Source organism: Halomonas almeriensis (assembly GCF_030409235.1).
Lineage (GTDB): Bacteria > Pseudomonadota > Gammaproteobacteria > Pseudomonadales > Halomonadaceae > Halomonas > Halomonas almeriensis.
Window position 1 is genome coordinate 222,832 of the sequence record NZ_JAUFPO010000002.1, and the last position, 21,900, is coordinate 244,731.

15 protein-coding genes, 1 tRNA gene and 1 pseudogene are annotated in these 21,900 nt (G+C 61.2%); 10 read left to right on the plus strand and 7 right to left on the minus strand.

The window, feature by feature from the left end; genetic code table 11:
• Positions 1-30 precede the first annotated feature (30 nt).
• Together QWY74_RS01225 and yghU are read left to right on the plus strand one after the other, a co-directional pair.
• Positions 31-894, plus strand: a complete 864-nt coding sequence (locus tag QWY74_RS01225; RefSeq protein WP_264827760.1) for a putative RNA methyltransferase — start codon at positions 31-33, stop codon at positions 892-894.
• A 116-nt stretch (positions 895-1,010) separates the two neighbouring features.
• Entirely contained in the window at positions 1,011-1,886 is an 876-nt protein-coding gene (yghU, locus tag QWY74_RS01230) for a glutathione-dependent disulfide-bond oxidoreductase (RefSeq protein ID WP_290313597.1), read from the plus strand.
• A 75-nt stretch (positions 1,887-1,961) separates the two neighbouring features.
• Here yghU and QWY74_RS01235 read toward each other — a convergent pair whose 3' ends face one another.
• Positions 1,962-2,831, minus strand: a complete 870-nt coding sequence (locus tag QWY74_RS01235; RefSeq protein ID WP_264827757.1) for a LysR family transcriptional regulator ArgP — start codon at positions 2,829-2,831, stop codon at positions 1,962-1,964.
• Positions 2,832-2,927: 96 nt separating this feature from the next.
• Between QWY74_RS01235 and QWY74_RS01240 the strand changes: the two genes are divergently transcribed.
• Both QWY74_RS01240 and QWY74_RS01245 read left to right on the plus strand, forming a co-directional pair.
• Positions 2,928-3,548: a LysE/ArgO family amino acid transporter gene (locus QWY74_RS01240; protein WP_264827755.1), complete on the plus strand. Its 621-nt coding sequence runs from the start codon at positions 2,928-2,930 to the stop codon at positions 3,546-3,548.
• 191 nt (positions 3,549-3,739) lie between these two features.
• Positions 3,740-6,805, plus strand: coding sequence for an EAL domain-containing protein (locus tag QWY74_RS01245; protein WP_290313598.1), 3,066 nt, complete (start codon positions 3,740-3,742; stop codon positions 6,803-6,805).
• Positions 6,806-6,900: 95 nt separating this feature from the next.
• On the opposite strand, the gene QWY74_RS01250 is transcribed toward QWY74_RS01245, so the two are convergent.
• Positions 6,901-7,620 carry a YebC/PmpR family DNA-binding transcriptional regulator gene (locus tag QWY74_RS01250; protein ID WP_290313599.1) on the minus strand — a complete coding sequence of 240 codons (720 nt, stop codon included), beginning with the start codon at positions 7,618-7,620 and terminating at the stop codon, positions 6,901-6,903.
• Between the two features lie 144 nt (positions 7,621-7,764).
• Here QWY74_RS01250 and QWY74_RS01255 point away from each other — a divergent pair, with 144 nt between their 5' ends.
• The 3 genes from QWY74_RS01255 (at position 7,765) to QWY74_RS01265 (ending at position 10,124) form a co-directional block, all read left to right on the plus strand.
• Positions 7,765-8,952, plus strand: a complete 1,188-nt coding sequence (locus tag QWY74_RS01255; protein WP_290313600.1) for a M24 family metallopeptidase — start codon at positions 7,765-7,767, stop codon at positions 8,950-8,952.
• A gap of 21 nt (positions 8,953-8,973) precedes the next feature.
• Positions 8,974-9,249 carry a YrhK family protein gene (locus tag QWY74_RS01260; RefSeq protein WP_141321527.1) on the plus strand — a complete coding sequence of 92 codons (276 nt, stop codon included), beginning with the start codon at positions 8,974-8,976 and terminating at the stop codon, positions 9,247-9,249.
• 134 nt (positions 9,250-9,383) lie between these two features.
• Positions 9,384-10,124 (plus strand): outer membrane protein assembly factor BamE, encoded by a 741-nt coding sequence (locus tag QWY74_RS01265; protein WP_290313616.1) that lies wholly within the window; start codon positions 9,384-9,386, stop codon positions 10,122-10,124.
• A gap of 22 nt (positions 10,125-10,146) precedes the next feature.
• Here QWY74_RS01265 and QWY74_RS01270 read toward each other — a convergent pair whose 3' ends face one another.
• On the minus strand, positions 10,147-12,447 hold the full coding sequence (locus QWY74_RS01270; protein ID WP_290313601.1) for a CHASE2 domain-containing protein: 2,301 nt from the start codon (positions 12,445-12,447) through the stop codon (positions 10,147-10,149).
• Positions 12,428-13,687, minus strand: coding sequence for a FecR family protein (locus QWY74_RS01275; RefSeq protein WP_290313602.1), 1,260 nt, complete (start codon positions 13,685-13,687; stop codon positions 12,428-12,430). Before QWY74_RS01275 ends, QWY74_RS01270 begins: the two co-directional genes overlap by 20 nt.
• Before the next feature lie 428 nt (positions 13,688-14,115).
• On the opposite strand from QWY74_RS01275, the gene QWY74_RS01280 reads away from it, so the two are divergent.
• A complete protein-coding gene (locus QWY74_RS01280; RefSeq protein ID WP_290313603.1) occupies positions 14,116-14,859 on the plus strand; it encodes a response regulator transcription factor in 744 nt (247 codons plus the stop codon).
• 674 nt (positions 14,860-15,533) lie between these two features.
• On the opposite strand, the gene QWY74_RS01285 is transcribed toward QWY74_RS01280, so the two are convergent.
• Positions 15,534-16,553, minus strand: coding sequence for an IS30 family transposase (locus QWY74_RS01285; protein WP_290313604.1), 1,020 nt, complete (start codon positions 16,551-16,553; stop codon positions 15,534-15,536).
• An 86-nt stretch (positions 16,554-16,639) separates the two neighbouring features.
• On the opposite strand from QWY74_RS01285, the pseudogene QWY74_RS01290 reads away from it, so the two are divergent.
• Positions 16,640-17,623 (plus strand): annotated as a pseudogene (locus QWY74_RS01290) (IS481 family transposase); the annotation flags it as partial.
• Positions 17,624-20,008 (plus strand): cadherin-like domain-containing protein, encoded by a 2,385-nt coding sequence (locus tag QWY74_RS01295; RefSeq protein WP_494337328.1) that lies wholly within the window; start codon positions 17,624-17,626, stop codon positions 20,006-20,008.
• A 431-nt stretch (positions 20,009-20,439) separates the two neighbouring features.
• Here the strand turns inward: QWY74_RS01295 and QWY74_RS01300 are convergent.
• Both QWY74_RS01300 and QWY74_RS01305 read right to left on the minus strand, forming a co-directional pair.
• Positions 20,440-20,515 (minus strand) — tRNA-Thr (locus tag QWY74_RS01300).
• A gap of 74 nt (positions 20,516-20,589) precedes the next feature.
• A complete protein-coding gene (locus QWY74_RS01305; RefSeq protein WP_290313605.1) occupies positions 20,590-21,900 on the minus strand; it encodes a glycine cleavage T C-terminal barrel domain-containing protein in 1,311 nt (436 codons plus the stop codon).

Genomic DNA, 21,900 nt, shown 5'->3' on the forward strand with positions numbered 1-21,900 from the left:
GCTTCAAGCCGCATGATGGGTGTTGATGACATGCAAGTGACAGGCTTCAAGGCGCTGGTATGCCCGCTGGATGGTGGCCCGCTGACGCATGCCGAGCGTGCCTGGCGTTGCACGGCCGGCCACAGTTTCGATGTGGCCCGACAGGGGTATGTGCACTTGCTGCCGGTGAACAGCAAGCGCTCCCGTGACCCGGGTGACAGCAAGGATATGGTGGCATCACGGCAGCGCTTCCTGGAAGCTGGTCACTATCGGCCCATCGCCGAGGCGGTGAGTCACAGCGTTCTGTCAGGCGTCGCCGATGAGGCCACGCTGAGTTGCCTCGATGCCGGCTGTGGCGAGGGCTACTACCTTCGCCAGCTGGTCGAGGATGCGGCAGAGGCTCCCATCGCACCGCCACTTGCCCTGTTGGGGGTGGATATTTCCAAGTGGGCCGTGCGCGACGCCGCAAGACGCTTGAAGGCGGCCACCTGGGTCGTGGCGTCCAATGCACATCTACCGGTTGCAACAGCCAGTCTCGACCGTGTGCTCTGTCTGTTTGGCTTTCCTGCATACGCGGAGTTTGCCCGCATTCTCAAGCCCGGCGGTGAGCTGCTGCTGGTCGAGGCCGGGCCGGATCATCTGCGCGAGTTGCGCGAGATCATCTATCCCAGCCTCAAGCCACCCCGCAAAGACGACAATGCCGCGCCCGAGGGCTTTAGCAGACATTCGAGGGAGACGCTGCGCTATCGACTCGAGCTTTCCGGCCCCGAGCCCATCGCCGATCTGCTGACCATGACGCCACATCTTCACCGTGCCAATGCCGAGGGGCGTGAAAGGCTGGCAGCCCTGACTTCCCTGGCGCTGTCCGTGGAGGTACACCTGACACGCCTGGCGAGAGCCTGCCCGGTTGAATGACGCAAGCGCCGAGCCGGATATTGTGAAAACCTAGCGTCCAGCTTGATAGGGCGCTAACTTGTCCCCATTAACGTTGTGTGTGTCAGTACGGCAACCATTGTGATCGAGGAGAGGGCATGAGCCAGGACAACACCTATACACCACCCCGGGTCTGGACCTGGGAGCAGGCCAGTGGTGGTCAGTTTGCCAGCATCAACCGCCCGATTGCCGGGGCGACCCACGAAAAAGCATTGCCGGTGGGTGAGCCCCCCTTCCAGCTCTATTCCCTGGCGACGCCGAATGGCGTCAAGGCCACGGTCATGCTCGAGGAACTGCTCGAGCTTGGCCATACCACGGCAGAGTACGATGCCTGGTTGATCCGGATCGGGGATGGCGAGCAGTTCGGCAGCGGCTTTGTCGAGGTCAATCCGAACTCCAAGATCCCGGCCCTCATGGACCATTCCACCGAGACGCCGACGCGTGTCTTCGAGTCCGGCGCCATCCTGCTGTATCTGGCCGAGAAGTTCGGGGACTTCCTGCCGACAGCTTTCAAGGCACGTACCGAGGCGCTGAACTGGCTGTTCTGGCAGATGGGCAGCGCTCCCTTCGTGGGGGGTGGCTTCGGCCATTTCTATGCCTACGCACCGGAAAAGCTCGAATACCCCATTGATCGCTATGCCATGGAGACCAAGCGTCAGCTGGATGTCCTCGATCGGCATCTGGCCGAGAATCGGTATCTGGCGGGAGACGACTACAGCATTGCCGACATTGCCAACTGGCCCTGGTATGGCCAGCTGGTGCTGGGCCGTCTCTACGACGCGGGCGAGTTCTTGCAGGTACATACCTACGAAAACGTGGTGCGTTGGGCACAGGACATCGACGCTCGACCGGCGGTCCAGCGCGGCCGCATGGTCAACCGAACTTTCGGGGAGCCGGAGATGCAGCTGCATGAGCGTCACCACGCCAGCGACTTCGCCCAAAAGACCCAGGACAAGCTCGAGCCCCAGTCCTGATCGCGTAACCTGATATAGGTTGCTTGAGAGGCCGGCGTCCCACGCTGGCCTTTTGCGTCATGCGTCGCGGATAACCTACTCAAGGGGTGAGTGGCTCAACGTTTGTGTCAGCCGCTCCATCAGTTCGCCGCTGTGACGCCAGAAGTGCCAGTACAGCGGAACCTCCAGCGCATGCTGTGGCGCCAGGCTGATCAATTCGCCACGCCGAACGGCGTCTCGGACCTGCATCATCGGCATCATGCCGTATCCCATGCCGGCGCAGGCCAGGCGCACGAAACCTTCCGACTCCGGACACAGGTGATAGGGGAAGGGGCCGTGGTAGCCGAACTGGGCGAGAAAGCGGTGCTGTAACTGGTCATTGGGGCCATAGACGATGGCGGGGGCCCGTCGGAAGGCCGCCTCGCAGGGGCCGTCGGGGAAATGGTCGGCCGCATACTCGGGCGTGGCCATAGGGTGATAGGTCATCGAGCCCAGCGGCACGCACCGTGCGCCGGTAATCGGCTGGTCGTTGGCACACAGACAGGCGGCCACATCCCCATCTCGCAGGCGTTTGAGGCCGACGTCCTGATCCTCGACCACCAGGTCCATCAATACTTCCTCGCGTCGGCAGAAGCCGGTGACGGCCGAGGCCCACCAGGTCACTAGGCTATCGGCGTTGAGGGCGATACGCAGTCGGGGCGAGGCGACTTCCAGTGTTGGCAGGGCCTGGCCGAGCTCGCGCTCGAGCAGGCAGACGCGTTGATAGTGATTCAGCAGTCGCTGTCCGGCGGGGGTCGCCGCCAGTTGCGGGTGGCGTACCAGCACCGGCTGGCCCAGACGAATTTCCAGTGCCTTGATGCGCTGTGAGACGGCGGACTGGGAAAGGCCGAGTGCCTCGCCGGCGCGTTCGAACCCGCCGCATTCCATGACCGTCGCCAGGGCGCTGAGCAGTTTATAGTCCAGCATAAGCAAAATTAATGTGGGCTAAAGAGAATGATTTTTAAGTATAGCGGTATCCCGCTACGCTGGCCTCATTCCGGTGATACCAGAAGGACGATACCGATGTGGGAAAGTTATCTGACGGGGCTTTTGGTCAGCGGCGGCATCATCATTGCCATTGGCGCGCAGAATGCCTATGTACTGGGGCTAGCCGTGCGTCGCGAACACCACTGGTGGTCAGCAGGGCTATGCATGAGCGCCGATCTGCTGCTGATCACGGCGGGCATGTTCGGGGTCAGTGCGATGCTGGTGGCCATGCCGGAAGCCATGGCAGTGCTGCGGTGGCTGGGTGTGGCGTTCCTGATGTGGCTGGCGGTGCAAGGGTTTTATCGGGCCATCGCCGGCCGCCAGGGGCTCGAACGTGCGGAAGCCGAGAAACGCAGCCTGGTCGGAGTGATGCTGGCGACCCTGGCCGTGACGGTACTCAATCCCCAGGTCTATCTGGACACTCTGCTGCTGATACCTTCGGTCGGTGCTCAACAGCAGAGTGAGGCGGCCTTCGTTGCGGGGGCGGGCAGTGCCTCGGTCCTGTGGTTCGGGTTGCTGGCCGGGTGCGGCGCCCTGCTGTCGCCCTGGCTGGCGACACCCCGTGCCTGGCGGCTGATCGACGGCGGGATCGCCACGATGATGGCAGTGATTGCGTTGAAGCTGGCGCTCGATACTGGTTTTCAGGCAGCTGCGTGACCCACTGTGCATCTGTGGCGGACATTCAACGCAATATAGATTGCGTTTTCTATCAGCATTATCTTAACTCTGGGACGGATAACCTGATTTTGAAAGGTTAACGTTTTTTCACCGCGGGGGTGGGGACCCCCGCCCTCTCAGGATTGGCGTGGCTCGTCAGGCATCGCTGATACCGTCTTGGAGACTATCGAGTGCGTGCTTCACGTTTTTCCCAGTGGCTTTGGGGCTTGGGAATCGTGCTGTTGACGCTGGCATCCGTGACACCGCTGGTCATGGCGTACCTTGGTTCAGAAAAACTTCTGCATGAGTCTCAACAGCATACACTGCAGCGTGACCAGCGCCTCCTGGAAGAGGTGCTGGGCGAACGGTTCATGGATATTCGCTCCCAGAGCCGGGCGATTGCCGGTTCGCCGGATTTGCACAAGGAACTGGGGGATGCCGACTTCGACAGGATTCGGTCGGTCTTGCAGCAGCAACTGGCCAACGGGGGGCGCCGACATATCGATGCACTGGCGCTCGGGTATCGCGAAGAGCGGGTCGTGGCATCGCGGCAGATCAGCCCGGATCGGGTACAGGCGGTGCTGAATGACAATGTCACGGTCAACGAGTGGCAGAGCGTGACGGAGGCGTCCGAAACGTCTGCTGGTGAGTGGTTGGTATTGCCGGTCCAGCTGGATCATCAAGTGAGCGCGGAGGGGCCGGCCTGGCTGTATGCTCTGGTGCGCTTGAATGACAATGATTGGCTGGCCAGCGTCCTGATGAGCACCTTCGGCGCGTCAGCGGTAACGCTGCAACGCAACGACACCGTCCTGGTATCGCGCGAGACAGGCGCCGGCCAGCTGGAGGCACTGGCCGGCATGCGTGACGCTCGGGGCTTGGTCGAGCAGGATTCCGGCATCCTGCGACACCATACATGGCAGGTCGGCAACAGTACCCAATACCAGGTTCGCTCTTGGTTGCCGAATACCGCGTCGCCGCTATGGAGCGACATCTATCTGAGCATGCTGGTCGTGGCCTGCCTGACGGTTGTGGTGCTGGTCGGCATCTGGCTGTTTGCCGTGCGCCATTTGACGGGGCGCTTGTTGGCGGACCCGCTGAGTGATGCACAGGCGGCTCTTCGCCCCGAGACGCGGCCCGGCCGGTCATCGGTGTCGGGTGACCCGGCGACGACCGGCCAGCGCCTGGAACGCACCAGCGACGCCGGGCTGTGGCAGGCGCATGAGCAGGACTCCTTCTTTTCCGGCATTATTCGATATTCCCCCGAATGCATCTTCGTCAAGGATGTTGAAGGCTACCACCGGCTGGTCAACAAGCAGTATGCGCGAACCCTCTGGTCGTCTCCCGAGGCCATGGTCGGCAAACGCGATGACATGGTGCTGCCGGAACACATGCTCGATCAGGCACGCTCCTCGGACAGGGACGTGCTGGACTCCGGCAAAGCGGTGAAATACGAGGCGACGATCCGCACGCCGGATGGTGTCAGAACCTTCCTGGTCACCAAGTTTCCGATCAGTGATGGCGGAGGAGAGCCTCATCTGCTGGGCGGTATCGCGACCGATATCACCGAACTCAAGGAGACCCAGGAGCGTCTGGGGCTGGTACAGAATGTCTTCGCCGAGACCACCGAGGCCATCATCGTGCTGGATGACCGGCATAATGCGCTGATCGCCAACCGTGCCTTCAGCGAACTGAGCGGCTATGACCAGAGCCAGGCGACGTCGGCCATTCAGTCATTTCTGCTCGAGCACCCTGAAGTGGCCAATCAACTGGACAAGCAGCGTCGCTGGCAGGGGCAATGCTTCTTTGCGCATCGCCAGGGCGGCATTCTGCCGGTACTGGTCTCGGTGACCACGCTGCCCAAGTCATCCGGTGAGGCGCGGTATGTCCTGCGTTTCAACGACATCACCGAGCTCAAGCTGGCCGAGCACCGTCTCGAACATCTGGCCTGGTACGACCAGTTGACGGGTCTGCCGAATCGCAGCCTGTTTTCCCAGCGCCTGGAAGAAGCACTGGAACAGGCGTCGACGATGACGGCCATCCTGTTCATCGACCTGGACCACTTCAAGGATATCAATGACAAGTACGGGCACTCCCGGGGGGATCAGGTGTTGTGCCAGGTCGCTGACAGGTTGCGCACCTGCGTCCAGGCCAAGGATGTCATCTCTCGGTTCGGTGCCGATGAATTCACCGTGATGCTGCGGGATATCGATACCGAGGCCCAGGTCATGTCGATTGCCTCGCGGGTGATGAAGACCCTCGAGATGCCCTTCGAGGCGGGCGAGGATGAATGCCTCAACTCGGTGAGCATCGGCATCACATTGAGCATGCGGCATGGTGGTACCGCCGAGACTCTGCTGCGTAACGCCGACCAGGCCATGTACGTGGCCAAGGAGCGGGGGCGGCAGCGTATCGTGTTGTTCGACCCCAGCATCGATGCGCGGCAACAGCAGCGCCTCAATTACGAGATGGGCTTGCGTGAAGCCCTGAACAAGGGTGAGCTCTTCGTGCGTTACCAGCCGCGTTTCGAAATCTCGGGTCGCAGAATCGTCGGCGCCGAGGCCCTGGTACGCTGGGAAAGCCAGGAACATGGTCTGGTACCCCCCGACATCTTCATTCCGATTGCCGAGGGAACCCGGTTGATCGTCGATATAGGCCGCTTCGTACTGGAGCAGGCATGCCATGAGGCGGCGCACTGGGCCGAGCAGGGTGAGGCAGTGCCGGTATCGGTGAACCTGTCGCCCAAGCAGCTGCGTGAAGACGGCCTGTGGAGTGATATCCAGCGGATATTGCGGGAGTCCGGACTGGCCCCGGACATGCTGGAGCTCGAGCTGACGGAGAGCATGCTGGTGGATAACATCGACCTGGTGCTGCCGCTCCTGCAGCGTATACGCGCCCTGGGCGTCAATATTGCCATCGATGACTTTGGCACCGGCTACTCGTCACTGGCCTACCTGAAGCAACTACCCATCGATACGGTCAAGGTGGACCGGAGCTTCATCAATGATGTGCCCGGGTCGCCGGAAGACGAGACGCTGCTGCAGGCCATCGTCAGCATGGCTCGAAGCCTCAACTACCGCGTGGTGGCCGAAGGCGTGGAAAGCGAACAGCAGCGTGCCTTTCTGGAGACCCTGGGGTGTGATGAGTTGCAGGGCTTTCTGCTGGGCCGGCCGGAGCCCGGCAACATGCTGATCAGCCAGGTCATACGCGCTCGAGAAGGCACTCCCGAAGGCGACCGTGGAGGCGGGCGTCTGGGCTAGTCAGCGGGATGGCCAGGCAGCCGCCCGGCCTGCTGTGCGACAGCGCCTACCCTGGTATTGGCACGGCCCTTCGGGCTGTCTGGCCTGACCCCGGCTTAGGTGAGTTCGGCGCTGTGGAAGACGTTCTGCACGTCATCCAGGTCATTGAGCATGTCGAGCAGCTTTTCGAACAGGGCGGCATCCTCGCCTGTCACCGGCGTCGTGGTCTGCGGCACGAACTGGATCTCATCGATTTCCAGGTCCAGCTCGCCATAGGCGTCGATCAGGGCCTGCTTGGCCTTGGCATACTCGGTATGCGGGGCGAAGATGGTGATGCGTCCATCCTCGTTCTCGATATCGGTGACATCGACATCGGCTTCCATCATGGCGTCGAGCGCGCCTTCCTCGTCCTCACCGTCGAAGGCGAAGATCGCGCAGTGATCGAACATGTGGCTGGCGCTGCCGGGGGTTCCCAGCTTGCCCTTGCACTTGTTGATACAGGTACGCACATCGCCGATGGTTCGGTTCGGGTTGTCGGTCAAGCACTCGATGATGACCATGGCGCTGCCCGGGCCGAATCCTTCGTAGCGTGCCAGGGCATAGTCCTCGCCACCGGCACCGCTGGCCTTTTCCAGCGCCTTGTCGATGACATGCGACGGGACCTGCGCCTTCTTGGCGCGCTCGATGAGCCCCCGCAGCGTCAGGTTGGAGTGCGGGTCGCTGCCGCCCTGCTTGGCACAGACGTAGAGCTCGCGCCCGTACTTGCCGTAGACCTTGGCCTTGGCGTCCGAGGTCTTGGCCATGGACTCCTTGCGGTTCTGGAAGGCTCTGCCCATTGTCTTGTCCTGTTGCCGCTAGTGTTGCGCAGGATTTTACGAAACACGCGAAGATGCGAACAGTCTTATTTCAGATTGTGTCCCGGCCGCATACACTGTTGGGGTCTGCCTGAACAGGCATTGTCCGTCATCAGGAGTCTTCCCATGGATTATCAGGCTTATCGCCATGCTCTCGCCGCCACCCAGGGAGGTAAGGAGCTGCCCTTTGCTCCGGCCGAGTTCGAGTCACGTCGTCGTGCCATACGCCAGCGCATGGGAGAGCAGGGTTTCGATGCGTTGCTGCTGACCGATCCGGCCGACATCTACTACCTGACCGGTTACCATACGTTCGAGGTCTCAGTGCATGCCTGTCTGGTCATCAGTCAGGATCGGCTCGTGCTGCAGGTGCCCTCCATCGAGACAGGGCCTGCGGTGGTCACCGCCATGGTGGATGAGAGCCTGGGGTATCGGTGGGAAAGCATCGAGGAAGTGGTCGAGCCGCTGGCAGCGACGCTGGAGCCCCATGCGGTCATCGGGTTGGATGCCTACAATGCCGGCTTGCGTCACGGCGTGATCAGTGAACTGCAGTCACGCCTGGGGGCTCAGCGCTTTCGCCAGGATGGTGGCGCGCTGGTCGATGGTGTGCGGATCATCAAGAGTCCCGCTGAACTGGCATGTCTGCAGGAAAGTGCGCGCTTGACCTCGCTGGGACTGAAGGCGGCGGAGGCGGTGATTCGCCCGGGCGTCACCGACAATGAGGTCGCCGCCGAGGGCGCCAGGGCGATGCTGGCGGCGGGCAGCGAATTCATGAGTCTGCAGCCCATCGTCACCACCGGGCCGCGCATCGGCATCATCCATGTCAATCACAAGCGCCACGTGATCAGAGAGAAAGAGCCTGTCTTCCTGGAGTTCGGAGCCGCCTACGAACGTTACACGGCGCCCATGATGCGTACGGCCGTGGCGGGACGGCCCAGCTCGGAGATGCTGGCCCTGGGGGATGTGTGCCGTCAATTGAGTCTGGTGCTGCGTGATGCCATGCGCCCCGGCAACACCTTCGACCAGGCGGCGCGTGCCGCCGATGCGGTGCTGGCCCCGCATGCGGATCGGGTGTTCTTTTCCGGCGTCTTCGGCTATGCCGTGGGCGCGCAGTTCCCGCCGAGCTGGGTCGAGGGAACCGGTTTCATCGCGCAAGGGCAGAACCGAGTGTTCGAGAGCGACATGGTCTTTCATCTGCCCCTTTGTCTGCGCCTGCCGGGCGAATGGGGCGTCGGCCTGAGTGATACCGTGCGCGTCACTCCCGATGGTGGCGTGGCGCTGACGGACAATGACTGGCAACTGGCCGGCGCCCCGTGACAACCTGAACGAGGAGGAAGTGTGCCCAGGTCCGATATCGATAATCCCTTGACGATCCAGTTGGGACATGAAGAACTGGTGATCCGTCGGCGCTACGAGACGCTCAGCATCGCCAATGACTTTCTCGTCGCTATCTGGTTTCTGGTGGGCAGTATCCTGTTCCTGTTTCCCCGCCATGAAACCCTGGCGATATGGCTGTTTATCATCGGCAGCGTGCAGTTTCTGCTGCGCCCGAGTATTCGGCTGGCGAGCCATCTGCACTTGCAGCGCATCCCGGATAGCCAATGGCATCAGTGAGGGATGGGTCGGCGAGTGTCACCACGGGGGTTGCCAGTGAGCCCCTCAAGAACCATTCGGCATGTCTGGCGCCGGGCCGTCATCGTCGGCCTTTGTCGGTCATTGCCTAGCCGTGGGAGGACCTTCCAGTGAACATGATGCAAGTGATGAAGATCGCCCCCTGTACCGTCTTCGTGATGGTGTCCGGGATATTGGGTGGTTGCGCCGGCACGACGACGACGCAAGCGGCGTTTCCCGAACCGGATAATGCGTACTTCAGGGCCGCGACGCTGGAGTCGCCGGAGGCTGTCATGTCCATCGAGCCGGGGGATGGTCGGGACAGGGTGCGCGACCTGCTGGGCACGCCGCATTTTTCTGCGGGGTTCGCCGAGGAGCGCGCGTGGCACTATCTGTTCGACCTGGAAGCCCGGGGAGATCATGAGCCCATGCGGTGCCAGTATCGTCTGGCGTTCGATAGCGAAGGGCGTGTCGAGCGCGCCGACTGGCGCAGTGCGCGTTGCAAGTTGCGCTTCTCGAACTGGCAGGCCGAGTCGATCGAGGGCGAGGGTGTCGTCCAGAATTATCGCTTGCCGCTCGAGAGTTCCTTTACCGAAGACGGTGAGCTGACGGCCGAGGGACGACGCCTGCTGGAGGAGTTCACGAGGCTGCTGAAACGGGATTTTCGCTCGCCCTCGCTGGCTATTGCCAGCTATCCGGAGGCTGCGACTCATTCCGAACGGAGGCGCAGCGTGCAGACTTTCCTGGCGGCGGCATATGATGCCGGAACCGCTGACATCGTGCTGACCGACAGCGGTGTCTCGCCCTGTGATGCGGTCGAACGAGTCAGCCGCTGCGAGCGCATGGCGCAACTCGTCATTCAGATTCGCGGGAGCTGAGCGGTGCCGGGCTGTCGGTCTCTCAGCTTTCGGCCAGCAACTCGGGGCGCGCCGTGAAGCGCAGCCGGAAGCAGGTCCCGACATTTTCGGTGCTGTCACACTCGATGGTGCCGCCATGGCGTTCGATCACGGACTTGACCAGGGCCAACCCGAGCCCGTAGCCGGCCGATAGATCGGCACCGGTGCTGCGTTGATAGCTGTCGAAGATGGTCGGCAAGTCCTCTGCTGGAATGCCGACCCCCTGATCCTGAATTTCGATGCTCAAATGGTCCGATGTCTCTCTGACGGTGACCGATACAGTGCTGTCAGTCGGACTGTATTTCAGGGCGTTATCTAGCAGGTTGTAGATGGCGCGTAGCAGGTAGGCACGATCACCCTCCATGGGGCCTTCATCCTCGACATCACTGTCGATGCGGATACCGTGCTGACGGGCTTTCGGCCAGGCCTGGTCGATGGCTTCGAGGACCACGTCGGAAAACAGCAGGAAGTCGCGCTCCATGGCGCCGAACTCGATTCGGGTCAGCTGCATGAAGCTGTCGGTCAATGACAGTGCATTGCGTGCCTGCTGGGCGACCCGTTCCAGCAGCACCTCTTCCGTAACACGCGACTCCGGGCTCTGTTGTAGCTGCGTCAGGGCCAGGATGCTCGATTGCGGTGCCTTGAGGTCGTGGGAGAGGAAGCGCAGCAGACTGGCACGCTGTTCTTCGGCCTGGCGCTCACTGGTGACATCGACAAAACCGATCAACCAGCCGACCTCGAAAGCGTCCACGGCAGTCACCAGGGATGACACCTTGAGGTGGTAGTGGCGCTCATCCTGGCTCGTGTACAGGGTGTCCTCGAGGGCCGCGAGCTCGTCGTCCTCCGGCGGTGCCTGTTGCGCAAAGGCGGGGCCTTCTGCCGTCATTCTGGCCAGCAGGTCCTTGATATTGCCGCCAGCGTTGACGTGATGCTGTTGCAGCAGGCGCCTGCCCTGGTGGCTGGGCAGGATGATACGACCCTGTACATCGACCACCAGGGTGGCAATCGGCATCGAGTCGATGGAGTCGGCGATGAACTGGCGGGTGTCGTGGATGCGGGTAATAGCGCGCTCCAGAGAGAGGAGGCGCTGATGGAGAACCAGCCCCCATTCTGCCTGCTGTGCCGGCTCGGGTTCGGGGATGAGGCTGGGCTCCTGCTCCAGGCGGTCGATCTCCTGCTGAAACCATTGCAGGGCAGTGGCCTGACAGCGCCAGCTGATCAGCACGCAGGCAATGATCACCGAGCACAGTGCAGCCAGGGGCGGCCACCACCAACCATGGGCGAGCAATGCCCAGGCGGCGGCCATGACCAAGGACAGGACCAGCAGCGTCAACTTGGCCATGTGACGAAACTTGCACACCCATACCAGACCCATGAACAGCAGCAGCGGCAGGGTAGAGAGCAGAGAGGTCAACCAGGCCGGGGGCTCGCGAATGATGTCGCCATCCAGCAGGCCGTTCAAGAGGTTGGCCTGTATCTCCACGCCCGGCATGCCGCCGCCATCACCGCCGAAGGGGGTTGGATGCCGGTCCCCCAGGCCATTGGCGGTGGCTCCGATCATCACGATACGCTCTTCCAGCAGGGAAGGGGGGACGCGTCCCTGCAGAATATCGACATAGGAAACCCGAGGATAATGGAAGGCCCCGGCGCGATAGGGAATGCGGACATCCGGGTGCGTGCTCGCATGCTCCAGCAATGACTCGGTCGCCCCCTGGGGTGAAACCAGCCCTCGGGAGGCCAGGTGCTGGTAGAGGCGCAGCGTGAGTTGGGGAATGTCGTCTCGATATAGCGCGACATGGCGGACGATGCCGTCCCGGTCGGAGCGGATATTGATGTGCCCCATGCCGCGAGCCGCCTCGCGCAGGGGATTAATGGGTGGCAGATAGGTCGATGCCGACAGCCGTCCAGGGGAGCTGTCGTGGATCACCGGCAGGAAGGCATGGCCGTAACGCTCCAGCGCGGCGGCAAGACGCTGGTCCTGTGAGCCACTGGCGGCTTCGGCGAATACGACATCGAACAGCACGGCATTGACGTTCATGCCGCCCAGCTGGTCCAGGAAGCGGGCATGAACGTCACGGGACCATGGCCACCGGCCCAGCGCTTCCAGGCTGCGTTCGTCGATGGCCGCGATCAGGATGTCATCGTCGGTGGCGAAGTCCTGCCGGGTCAGCAGGCGGTCATACAACTCATGATCGGCCATCCAGTGCTGCTGGCCCGCCCACCAGGTGGCGGCCAGCAGTACCAGGCCGATCAATAGCCAGGTTCGGGTCAGGTCGCGAAACAGGCTATGGCTGGCTTGGTGCACCTTGCCTCCCGGAGGCCACCAGGGTGGCGCCGGTCGTGTCAGTGTCGGCGGGCGCCACCTGCAGGCGCCAGAAGAAGTCATCGATCGGCAGGTTGCGCAGCGTCACGCCCTGGTTGGCGGTGAAGGATCGGCTCATGAGGGGATCCTCGAATGATGCCTCTTCCGCCAGTTCCAGCCGGTAGCTCAGGTCGGGTATCTCGGTCCACTCGAAGGTGTAGTCCTGGCCATCGACCCGCAGGCTTGCCTCGACAGGGCGATGCAGTACCAGTTCTCGATCGTAGCGACCTTCCAACCCCAGTTCATCAACGGCAGAGCCGCGGACATAGTAGAAGCCCCGTGGCACCGACTCGAACGTCATCCTGGGAGACTCGCCGCGCTTGTCACGGAAGATGGTTTGAAAGTCGGGGTCTCTGGCCAGTTGTACCCGGTAGGTCTCGGCCTCGGGCAAGGAGGACAGGGTGACCGTCAAGGGTTGAGTGACCGAGAAGGCTTCTTCCTGCACCTCGGGGGCGGCCAGCAGCTGCTTTTCCTGTATACCGGCATCAGCGCGTGACAGGGCGCCCCGCCCGGCGGGTATGTCCCGGGAGCTGGTGTCGCGGCTCAGGTTGACAGCACCCTCCAGGGTCGTGACTCGAGTGCCATCGTCCGCTCCGGCAACCCGGAAGTGGGTGCCGCGCACCCCGACGATCCCGGCCGGCGTGTCGATATTCAACACTTCGTCCTGATTGCGTTGCGGTGGCACGCGGGCTTCTATCTCGCCGCGCTCCAGGTACAACCGGGAATCCTGGCGGTTCTGCTGTTTCAGTGTGACCCTGGAGCGGGAGGGCAGCACCACATTTTCGCCGTGTGGCAGGTTCAGCGAGACGAAGGCCTGTGTACCGGTTTCCACCGTCTCTCCCGGCGCCACCGTCATGTCATCGGTGAGCGTGACGCGTTGACCATCAGACCTGAATAGCCAGGCTTCACCTTCTGCATGACGCACCTCGGCCGAGAGTTCCGGCAACGGAGGAATTTCCAGAATATCGCCGGGCTGTATGTGTCGTGGCTCCACTACCTTGTTGGTGTCGCGCACGATCGTCCACTCTTCCGGGATACCGCGGTAGCGTTCCGTTATCTCCCAGAGAGTGTCGCCGGGTTGCACCCGATAGCGCTGTGTCTCCTTATCGGCGGTTGCCGCCGGGCTCAGTATCAGGGTCGCCAGACAGGAACCCGCGATACCGTATCTGTGCCAATGGCTCATCATTCTTGTCCCTGCGCACTGTGTCGCTCTAGAGAAACGTGATATCCGCCATACAGGATACGTCATGATATGGCGTTGTCATGCAGCGAGTTGATGTTTGTTCACTTTTTGGCCGAAGCTGGTGGGTTTGTCGGATGCAGGTCTTTGGGGGGCATGGGCAAGCCACTGGCGCGACCGTCAGTCACATCGGGTTTACAATATTTGTTCTGAACCTGCTTAACACCTCAAATGCTGTTTTCTATCATGCTCGAGCCATGGCCTATCCATGGCTCCCTGCTTTTGCCTGGCGTCTCGTCAGGCATTTTTTTCCGCCAGCGCAGTACTCCCCGGCATTTGCTGGATGTTGCCACGGCCGCTAGTCCGCTATACTGCTCGCTGTTCTATTCTGTAAAGTAAACGGTTGTTACAAGGCTTGGGAGCCTACCGCGATGTTCATTGCCATCCTCGAAGATGATTCCGTGTGCCGAGAGCAGCTTGTCGACCTGTTGCGCATGGCATCCGAGCGTAGCCCGCAGGAATGGCGTGTCACCGGAAGCGAAAACGGTTGGCAGATCGATAGCTATCGGAATGCTCGTGAATTCATTCGAGGCATCAAGCGCAATACCTATAATCTGGTGTTGTTGGACTGGATGTTGCCTGACATGGATGGCCCTGATGTGCTGAGCTGGATGGGTGAGTACTTTCAGTCGCCGCCGCCTGTGATCATGGTGACCGGCCGAGATGCCGAGCAGGATGTCGTCGAGGCACTCAAGGCTGGCGCAGAAGACTTCGTCAACAAGCCGTTTCGCTCCGAAGAGCTGATCGCGCGCGTACTGGCGACGCTCAGGCGGCGGCATGTCGGTGGCAAAAATCGCCTCGAGCCCTTTCAGTTGGGAGATGTTCAGGTCCTGCCCAAGGAAGAAACGATCACCGTGAGCGGGGCGCCGGTCAGGTTGACCCATCAGGAGTATCGGCTGGCCCTCCTGCTGCTGCGCAATATCAACCAGCCCCTGAGTCGCTCCTACCTGTACGAGTCGGTATGGGGGCAGGAAGAAAGCCCCATGTCGCGGACACTGGACGTACATATCTATCGCCTGCGGCGCAAGCTGGGATTCAATGCCGAGAATGGCTGGAAACTGGCTTCGGTATACCGCTATGGCTATCGGCTGCAGCGCCTGGAAGCTGACGACTAGAGGCTCGGATTCCTCTGTATAACCTGGCCTTCATTAGAGGCGAGGCCATGGCCCATGCATTCTGTATGGCGCCTACTAGCCCCCGCGTTGGTACTTCTCCGCACCAGGTTGAGGCTCCTGCGGTACTGTGCCTGCTTGCCGCGCTAATGCGAACCACATGACCGGGTTGTCAGCGTTGTGGACGCGACAACCTGTCCTCCAGGGCTCCATATTGCCTTCCCCTTGACGCAGCCCCTTTCACCTGGAGCTCAGGAGCAATCCTTGCCGGAGCTGATCCCAGGCGTCAGCAAAGGACACGGCTACATCCTCTCCACGCAAGATACCGGCCATGAGGTGCACAGCAGCTCGGTCGCCCCTTGTCACCGATATCTTCCTGGGCCTCACCCGGTCGTGTTGAGCCAGGACGAGCGTGGACGTGCCTGACTGTACGAGTCTGCAGTTTATGCAGTTTCGGGCAAGTGTCATAAGTTATGAAATAGTGGTATGAGTAAAGTTGTTGCTTATTGGGCTACTCCTCCAACCCCTTTAACTCCTTGCGTGGTGGTGCATAAGTTTTATGTTTGTGTTTTGTAGGACTTCTCTTATAGATGTAGGGTCCCGGATGATCAAATGAGCTATAGGAGTTATCCTCTGCTGGCAGCCAGAGAGGTCGGTCTCAAGTTCCAAGCGCAACACTATTGAAGGGTGCTCGGGCCCGCGACCGATTTCTTGAGCACCTCGGCGTAAACTTCCAATGGCGTGCGCCAGTCCAGTGTCTGGCGCGGCCGCGTGTTCAGTGAGTCGGCGATCTCGTCGAGCTCGTCCTGGCTGTAGACCGACAGATCCGTGCCCTTTGGCAGGTACTGCCGCAACAGCCCGTTGGTATTCTCATTGGAGCCTCGTTGCCATGGGCTATGCGGGTCAGCGAAGTAAATCGCCGTACCGGTTTTCTGAGTGATCTCGGCATGCTTCACCATCTCTCTGCCTTGATCGTACGTCATGGACAAGCGCAGAGCTCGTGGCACCTCATTGAGCTTGTCGCTGAAGCCAACGGCCGCCGCTGTGGCGGTAGTGCCATCCACTTTCGCCAAGATCACCAGGCGCGTGGTGCGTTCCACCAGCGTACCGACGGCAGAGCGATTGTTGGCGCCCATGATGAGGTCGCCCTCCCAGTGGCCAGGCATCAGGCGATCTTCGATCTCAGGCGGCCGCATGTGAATGCTGACCAGCTCGGGAATCTGCTGGCGTCGATCCTTGCCACGGCTGCGCGGCCGGCGCTTGCCATTGCCCTGACGAAGGCAGGCGATGAGCTCCTTCTTGAGGCTGCCACGGGGCATCACATAGAGCGCGTTGTAAATGGCCTCATGCGAGACCTGGCGACGTGAATCATTGGGAGACATGAGCTTCATTGTGCGGGCTATCTGTTGCGGTGACCAGTACTTGCGCAGCAGGTAGACCACCACCTCGAAGAGCTCCCCATCGGGATGCAGCTTGGGAAGTCGGCGTGGCTGATGTCGTGCCAAACGAGCCCTATAGCTTGCCAGGCTAGCATCGTAGTCTTTCGTCGGACTGACCGTGTGGCGAGCGATTTCTCGCGAAACGGTACTCGGAGCACGACCCAGATGAGTGGCGATGGCTCGGATCGAGTGAGTCGCTCGCATCATCATGATGGCGGCTCGGTCTTCAGCAGAGAGATGGCGATAGCATTGAGTCATAGCAACATCGTACCTGAGGGGTCACGTGTTGCACTTGGTCATTGAGACCGCCGAGCTTCTACAGCAATTCATTCGGGAGCAGGTTCATGGACATCAAGCTGCATAAGCAGGCCACCACGACACCGAAGATTCGTGCTGAAATCCAGGCGGCACCGTCCAGCATCACGGATAGCGAGCTGGCCCGCCAGTATGGTGTTTCCCACGCGACCATCCGGCGTTGGCGGTACCGCGACGATGTCCATGACCGATCGCACACGCGTCACAACCTACTGGCCACCCTTACGTCTGAGCAGGAGGAGGTGCTGATCGCCGCTCGTGAATTCCTGCGCCTCGGCCTGGATGATCTGCTCGTCGTGGCACGTGAGTTCCTGAACCCTCGACTGTCTCGCTCAGGCCTGCACCGCATGCTCCAGCGGCGCGAGGTGCCGACACTGGCAGAATTGGCTCGGCAGGACGCTGGTGATGATGGGAAGCCCCGGCACAAGCCCTTCAAGGACTACGAGCCCGGGTACGTGCATATCGACATCAAGCACCTGCCTCAGATGCCTGATGAGGAGCAGAAGCGTTACCTGTACGTCGCCATCGACCGTGCCACACGCTGGGTCTATCTGGAGGTCAGGCGAAGCCAGTCTGCCAAGGATGCCAAGGCGTTCATGAAGTGCGTCGAGGAGAAGGCTCTCTTCACGATCCAGACGGTGCTCACTGACAACGGCAAGTCGTTCACCGATCGCTTCACACGGGCAGGTGAGCGCAAGCCCAGCGGCCGCCACCCCTTCGACCGGGAGTGCCAAGCCCATGGTATCGAACATCGCCTGATCAAGCCGGGAAGGCCACAGACGAACGGTATGGTGGAGCGGTTCAACGGCCGCATCAGCGACGTGCTGGCGACCCGGCGCTATACCTCAGGCGAGGATCTGGAGCAGACGCTCAAACGCTACGCTTGGCTGTACAATCACCACATCCCTCAGAAGGCGCTGCATCATCAATCACCGATTTCAGCGATGAAGGAATGGCAGGCCAAGCGGCCGGAGTTATTCACCAAGCGGGTAGTCAATCACACGGGACCCGACATGCCGCCGGTCGCGGATGACGACAGCGCCACCACGGCGGAAAATGCCGACACTAACGGCAATGTACTGACCAACGACCAGGACGGCGGCAATGATAGCGATCCGTTGACGGTCAGTGCCGTGGACGGTGCGGCCGGCGATGTCGGCCAGCCGGTGGTCGGCAGCAACGGCGGTGAGTTCACCATCGACGACAACGGCGATTACACCTTCGACCAGAAGGGTGCATTCGATGACCTGGCCGAGGGCGAGACCCGCGAGACCACGGTCAGCTACAGCGTCGATGATGGCAATGGCGGCACCGATACGGCCACGGTCAGCGTGACCGTGACCGGCGAGAACGACGCGCCGACAACGACCGGGCTGGGTGATCAGACGAGTAGCGATGGCGACGCCATCACAGCGGTCGAGACGGCGGGGGCGTTCAGCGATGTCGATAATGGCGATACGCTGAGGTATTCCGCTGCCAACCTGCCATCAGGGTTGTCCATCGACGAGGATACCGGCGAGATCACCGGTACTCTCGATGCCAATGCCTCACAGAATGGGCCGTACAACGTTGAGGTGACGGCAGAGGATGATGCAGGAGACACGGTTACCGCTGCCTTTGATTGGTCAGTCAATAATCCGTCACCGATCGCACAGGAAGACCGCGATAGCGGAGGCCCCTCGCGTAACTACAATGGCAATGTACTGGATAATGACACCGATGGAGGCAACGACAGTGACACCCTGAGTGTCGAGGCCGTGGAAGGCGTTCCCGGTGATGTGGGTGCTGGTATCAGTGGCGACAATGGAGGCCTGTTTACCATCAATGCCAATGGGGCCTATGAATTTGACCCGAATGGCGATTTCGCCGACCTGGAGTCCGGTGAAAGCCGCGAAACCAGTGTCACCTACAGGGTAAGCGATGGCAACGGTGGCACGGATACCGCCACCGTCAGTGTCGAGATTACTCCTGATGAAATCAGTGTCGGGTCCGGTGAGGCCGATACCATCGTTGGCGGCGGTGGCGATGATGTTCTGATCGGCGACACCGGGGGAAATCAGAAAATCATCGAGCCGACGAAAAACTACAACATTGCCTTTGTGGTTGATCGCTCCGGCAGTATGGGTGACGACCTTAACGAAGGAACCGGGACGAGAATGCAGGCGGCCAAGGAGTCCATCAATAACCTGTTGGGCGAGATATCCGGCTTTCCTGGCGAGATCCAGCTACATGTCAACTTCTTCCGTGATGGTGGGGTGGAAATCGAGCCGAATGTCGATGAATTGACCAGCGATAATGTGAACGACGTCCAGGAGTGGGTCAACGACCGAGTCGCGGATGACGGCACCTATCCGGAAAATGGCTTTAATGCCGCTGAGGCCTGGTTCTCGGCATCCGGTGAGCCACAATCGACCAATGGCTTCCAGAACCTGGTGTATTACATTGCCGATGGGGACTCTAACAGTAGTCATACCGGCACCGTCATCCCTGCCTATCAGGATATGCTGACGGCCATGGGGCCGGATGCCATCGTCAATGCCATCGCCCTGGATAACGAGGTGGATCGCGACAACCTCGCGGATCTGGATACCGAGGCACAAACCGGGAGTGACATTCCTGTCGCACTGACTGCGGAAGATCTTGCCAGTATTCTGGAGGGTGGTTCGACGACAACCGAGGACGCTCCTCTCGGCCCCGATACCCTCCTGGGCGGGGCGGGTAACGACGTTATCTTCGGAGACAGTGTTGACCCGGGAAGCCTTGGGGGCCCCGCCGGCTCGGGTTATGAGACGGGTAGCGGGTATGCCGGCGTCATCAACCTCATCACGGAACAGGACGGTACGGAGCCCGATCAGGATCGCATTCTGGAGTTCATCAGGGATAACTACGCCGACCTCACCAGCGCAAGTATTACCGCAGGCGGCCAGGATCAGCTCTTTGGTGAGGCCGGAGACGATGTACTGATCGGCACCAGTGGCGATGATCTGCTGGAAGGTGGCACAGGCAGTGACGATATGCTCGGTGGCGCCGGTGCGGATGTCTTCGAGTGGAAGCTCGACGATGAGGGCAGTACCACCGGTCCGGCTGGTGATACCGTCAAGGACTTCACCCTGGGGGACTATGGCACTGATGCCGACGCCGACCAGTTGAAGCTGGGCGACCTGTTGGAGGGCTATGATGCCGGAAGCGACCCGGACCAGGAGGCGCTGGATGAGTACATCAATGCCAGCGTTGATAATGGCGACACGGTGCTGTCCATCAAGACCGATGGGGGAATCGCCACCGACAGCAGCGATGCCGACCAAATCATCACCCTGGAGGGCACAGGGGTATCCGGCGCTGACTCCCAGACGATGCTGCAGAATCTGGTCAGCAGCGACCAGCTGGATGTTGACTGATGTCGCTGTTCACAGCCTCGGCACGGCAACGCCCGGGCACCATAGCGGTCGGGTGTTTTCATTGGACCGCAATGGGCGGCTGTGGAGCTGGATGCCCGAGCCCTGATGGAAGTAGGTACGGCGGGCTTCACAATAGTTCACGGGATATGGCTGGCTAGGGCCGGCATAGGGTGTCTAGAGTGATGACTGCGGTATTCATCTCAGTGAGAGATCGTGGCTCGCCAGGGATGGCATCCTCCGGGGATCAGCGGAAGGGCGCCCGACGAGATGTCTCCAACAGGGAAGTTGGGGGATACCGCAAACCCAAGGGTCCTCCATGCAGGGCGCTTGGGTTTTTTATTGGTTACTGCCCCGAGCCTCCCGACAAAAGGCTTGCAGTGAAAAGAACGGCCACCGCGTCAATGTGACGGGTGGCCGTTGCCGTTTGCGGCTGGTGCCGGTGAGTGGACTCGAACCACCGACCTACGCATTACGAGTGCGTTGCTCTGCCAGCTGAGCTACACCGGCTTCATGCCGAGCGTAACGCCTGGCGTGCCGCTTTTTCCAGTGGCCTGCCTCGGCGAGCCAGGCCACTGCCGTCCTCAATAGGCATAGTCGCGACCGGCGGCCTTGGCGCGCTCGCGCGAGCTCGGGTTGACGGACTCGCGGAAGGGCATCTCGCATACGGTGGCGGCGACGGGCTGCCCCGGGATGTCGAGAAACTCGTCGGGGAGCCAGGCCACCAGCTCAGTGCCCAGCACGGCTGAGGCGACCGGCACATAGGCCATGGCGATGTTGGTGCCGAGTTCCGGCGAGTACCAGGGCGAGGTGATCCAGCCGCAGGGGTCGCTCTCGGCGTCCGGGCCGACCAGCCAGAAGTCCGGTGCATAGTCCTCGATGGGTTTGCCGTCGAGTTTCAGGCCCACCAGTTGGTGGGTGAAGGGCGGATTTCCGGCATTGACCTGGGCACGCGTCTCTTCCAGGACGTCCTTGCCGATGTAGTTGGCCTCCTTGCCCTTGGGCACCATGTGGCCCAGGTTGCACTGAAAGGGGTTGGTCTCGTGGTCCAGGTCCTGGCCGTAGGAGAGGATGCCGGCGGCGATACGGCGATGGTGGGCCGGGGCGATGACCATCAGGTTGTACTTCTCGCCGACGCTTCGAATGGTGTTCCATACGGTCTCGGCGTTCAATGTCGAATCGTAGGCATAGACCTCGTAGCCCTTCTCGCCGGAGAAGCCGGTCTGCGAGATCAAGACATCGACGCCCTCGATTTGCGCGGCCATCAGGCCGTAGTAGGGCACGTCGCGTACCGCCTCGCCGACCAGGTCGGCGACCAGGTCCTCGGACTTCGGGCCCTGGATCTGCAGCGGGCTGACGTCGATTTCATCGATCTGTACGTCGTAACCCATGCCGTGGTTGATGCCGCGGAACCAGTAGGCCAGGTCGGAGTCGCTGATGGTGAACCAGAACTCGTCGTCGGCGACGCGCAGCATGACCGGGTCGTTGAGCACGCAGCCACGCTCGTCGCAGAGCACCACATAGCGACCCATCATCGTCGGGACCCGTGTCACATCGCGGGTGCAGACGTAATTGCAAAAGGCTTCGGCCTCGGGCCCCTTGACGCGAATGGGGCGCTCCACCGCGACGTTCCACAGCGTCACGTCGTTGACCAGGGCGCGATACTCTTCCATGGCCCCGCCGTCCTCGGGGCGGACATAGGCACGCGGGTGATACATGCGATTGTAGACCGTCGCCTTCCAGCAGCCGGCCTCTACCGAGAGATGCCAGTAGGGCGATTTGCGGACGCGATTGGACAGCAGCAACTGGATACCGGGGTCACCACTCTGACGGAGGTTGACCGGCACCAGACGATCACTTTGGTCGATGGAAGCTTGGTAATTGACGTTGGACAT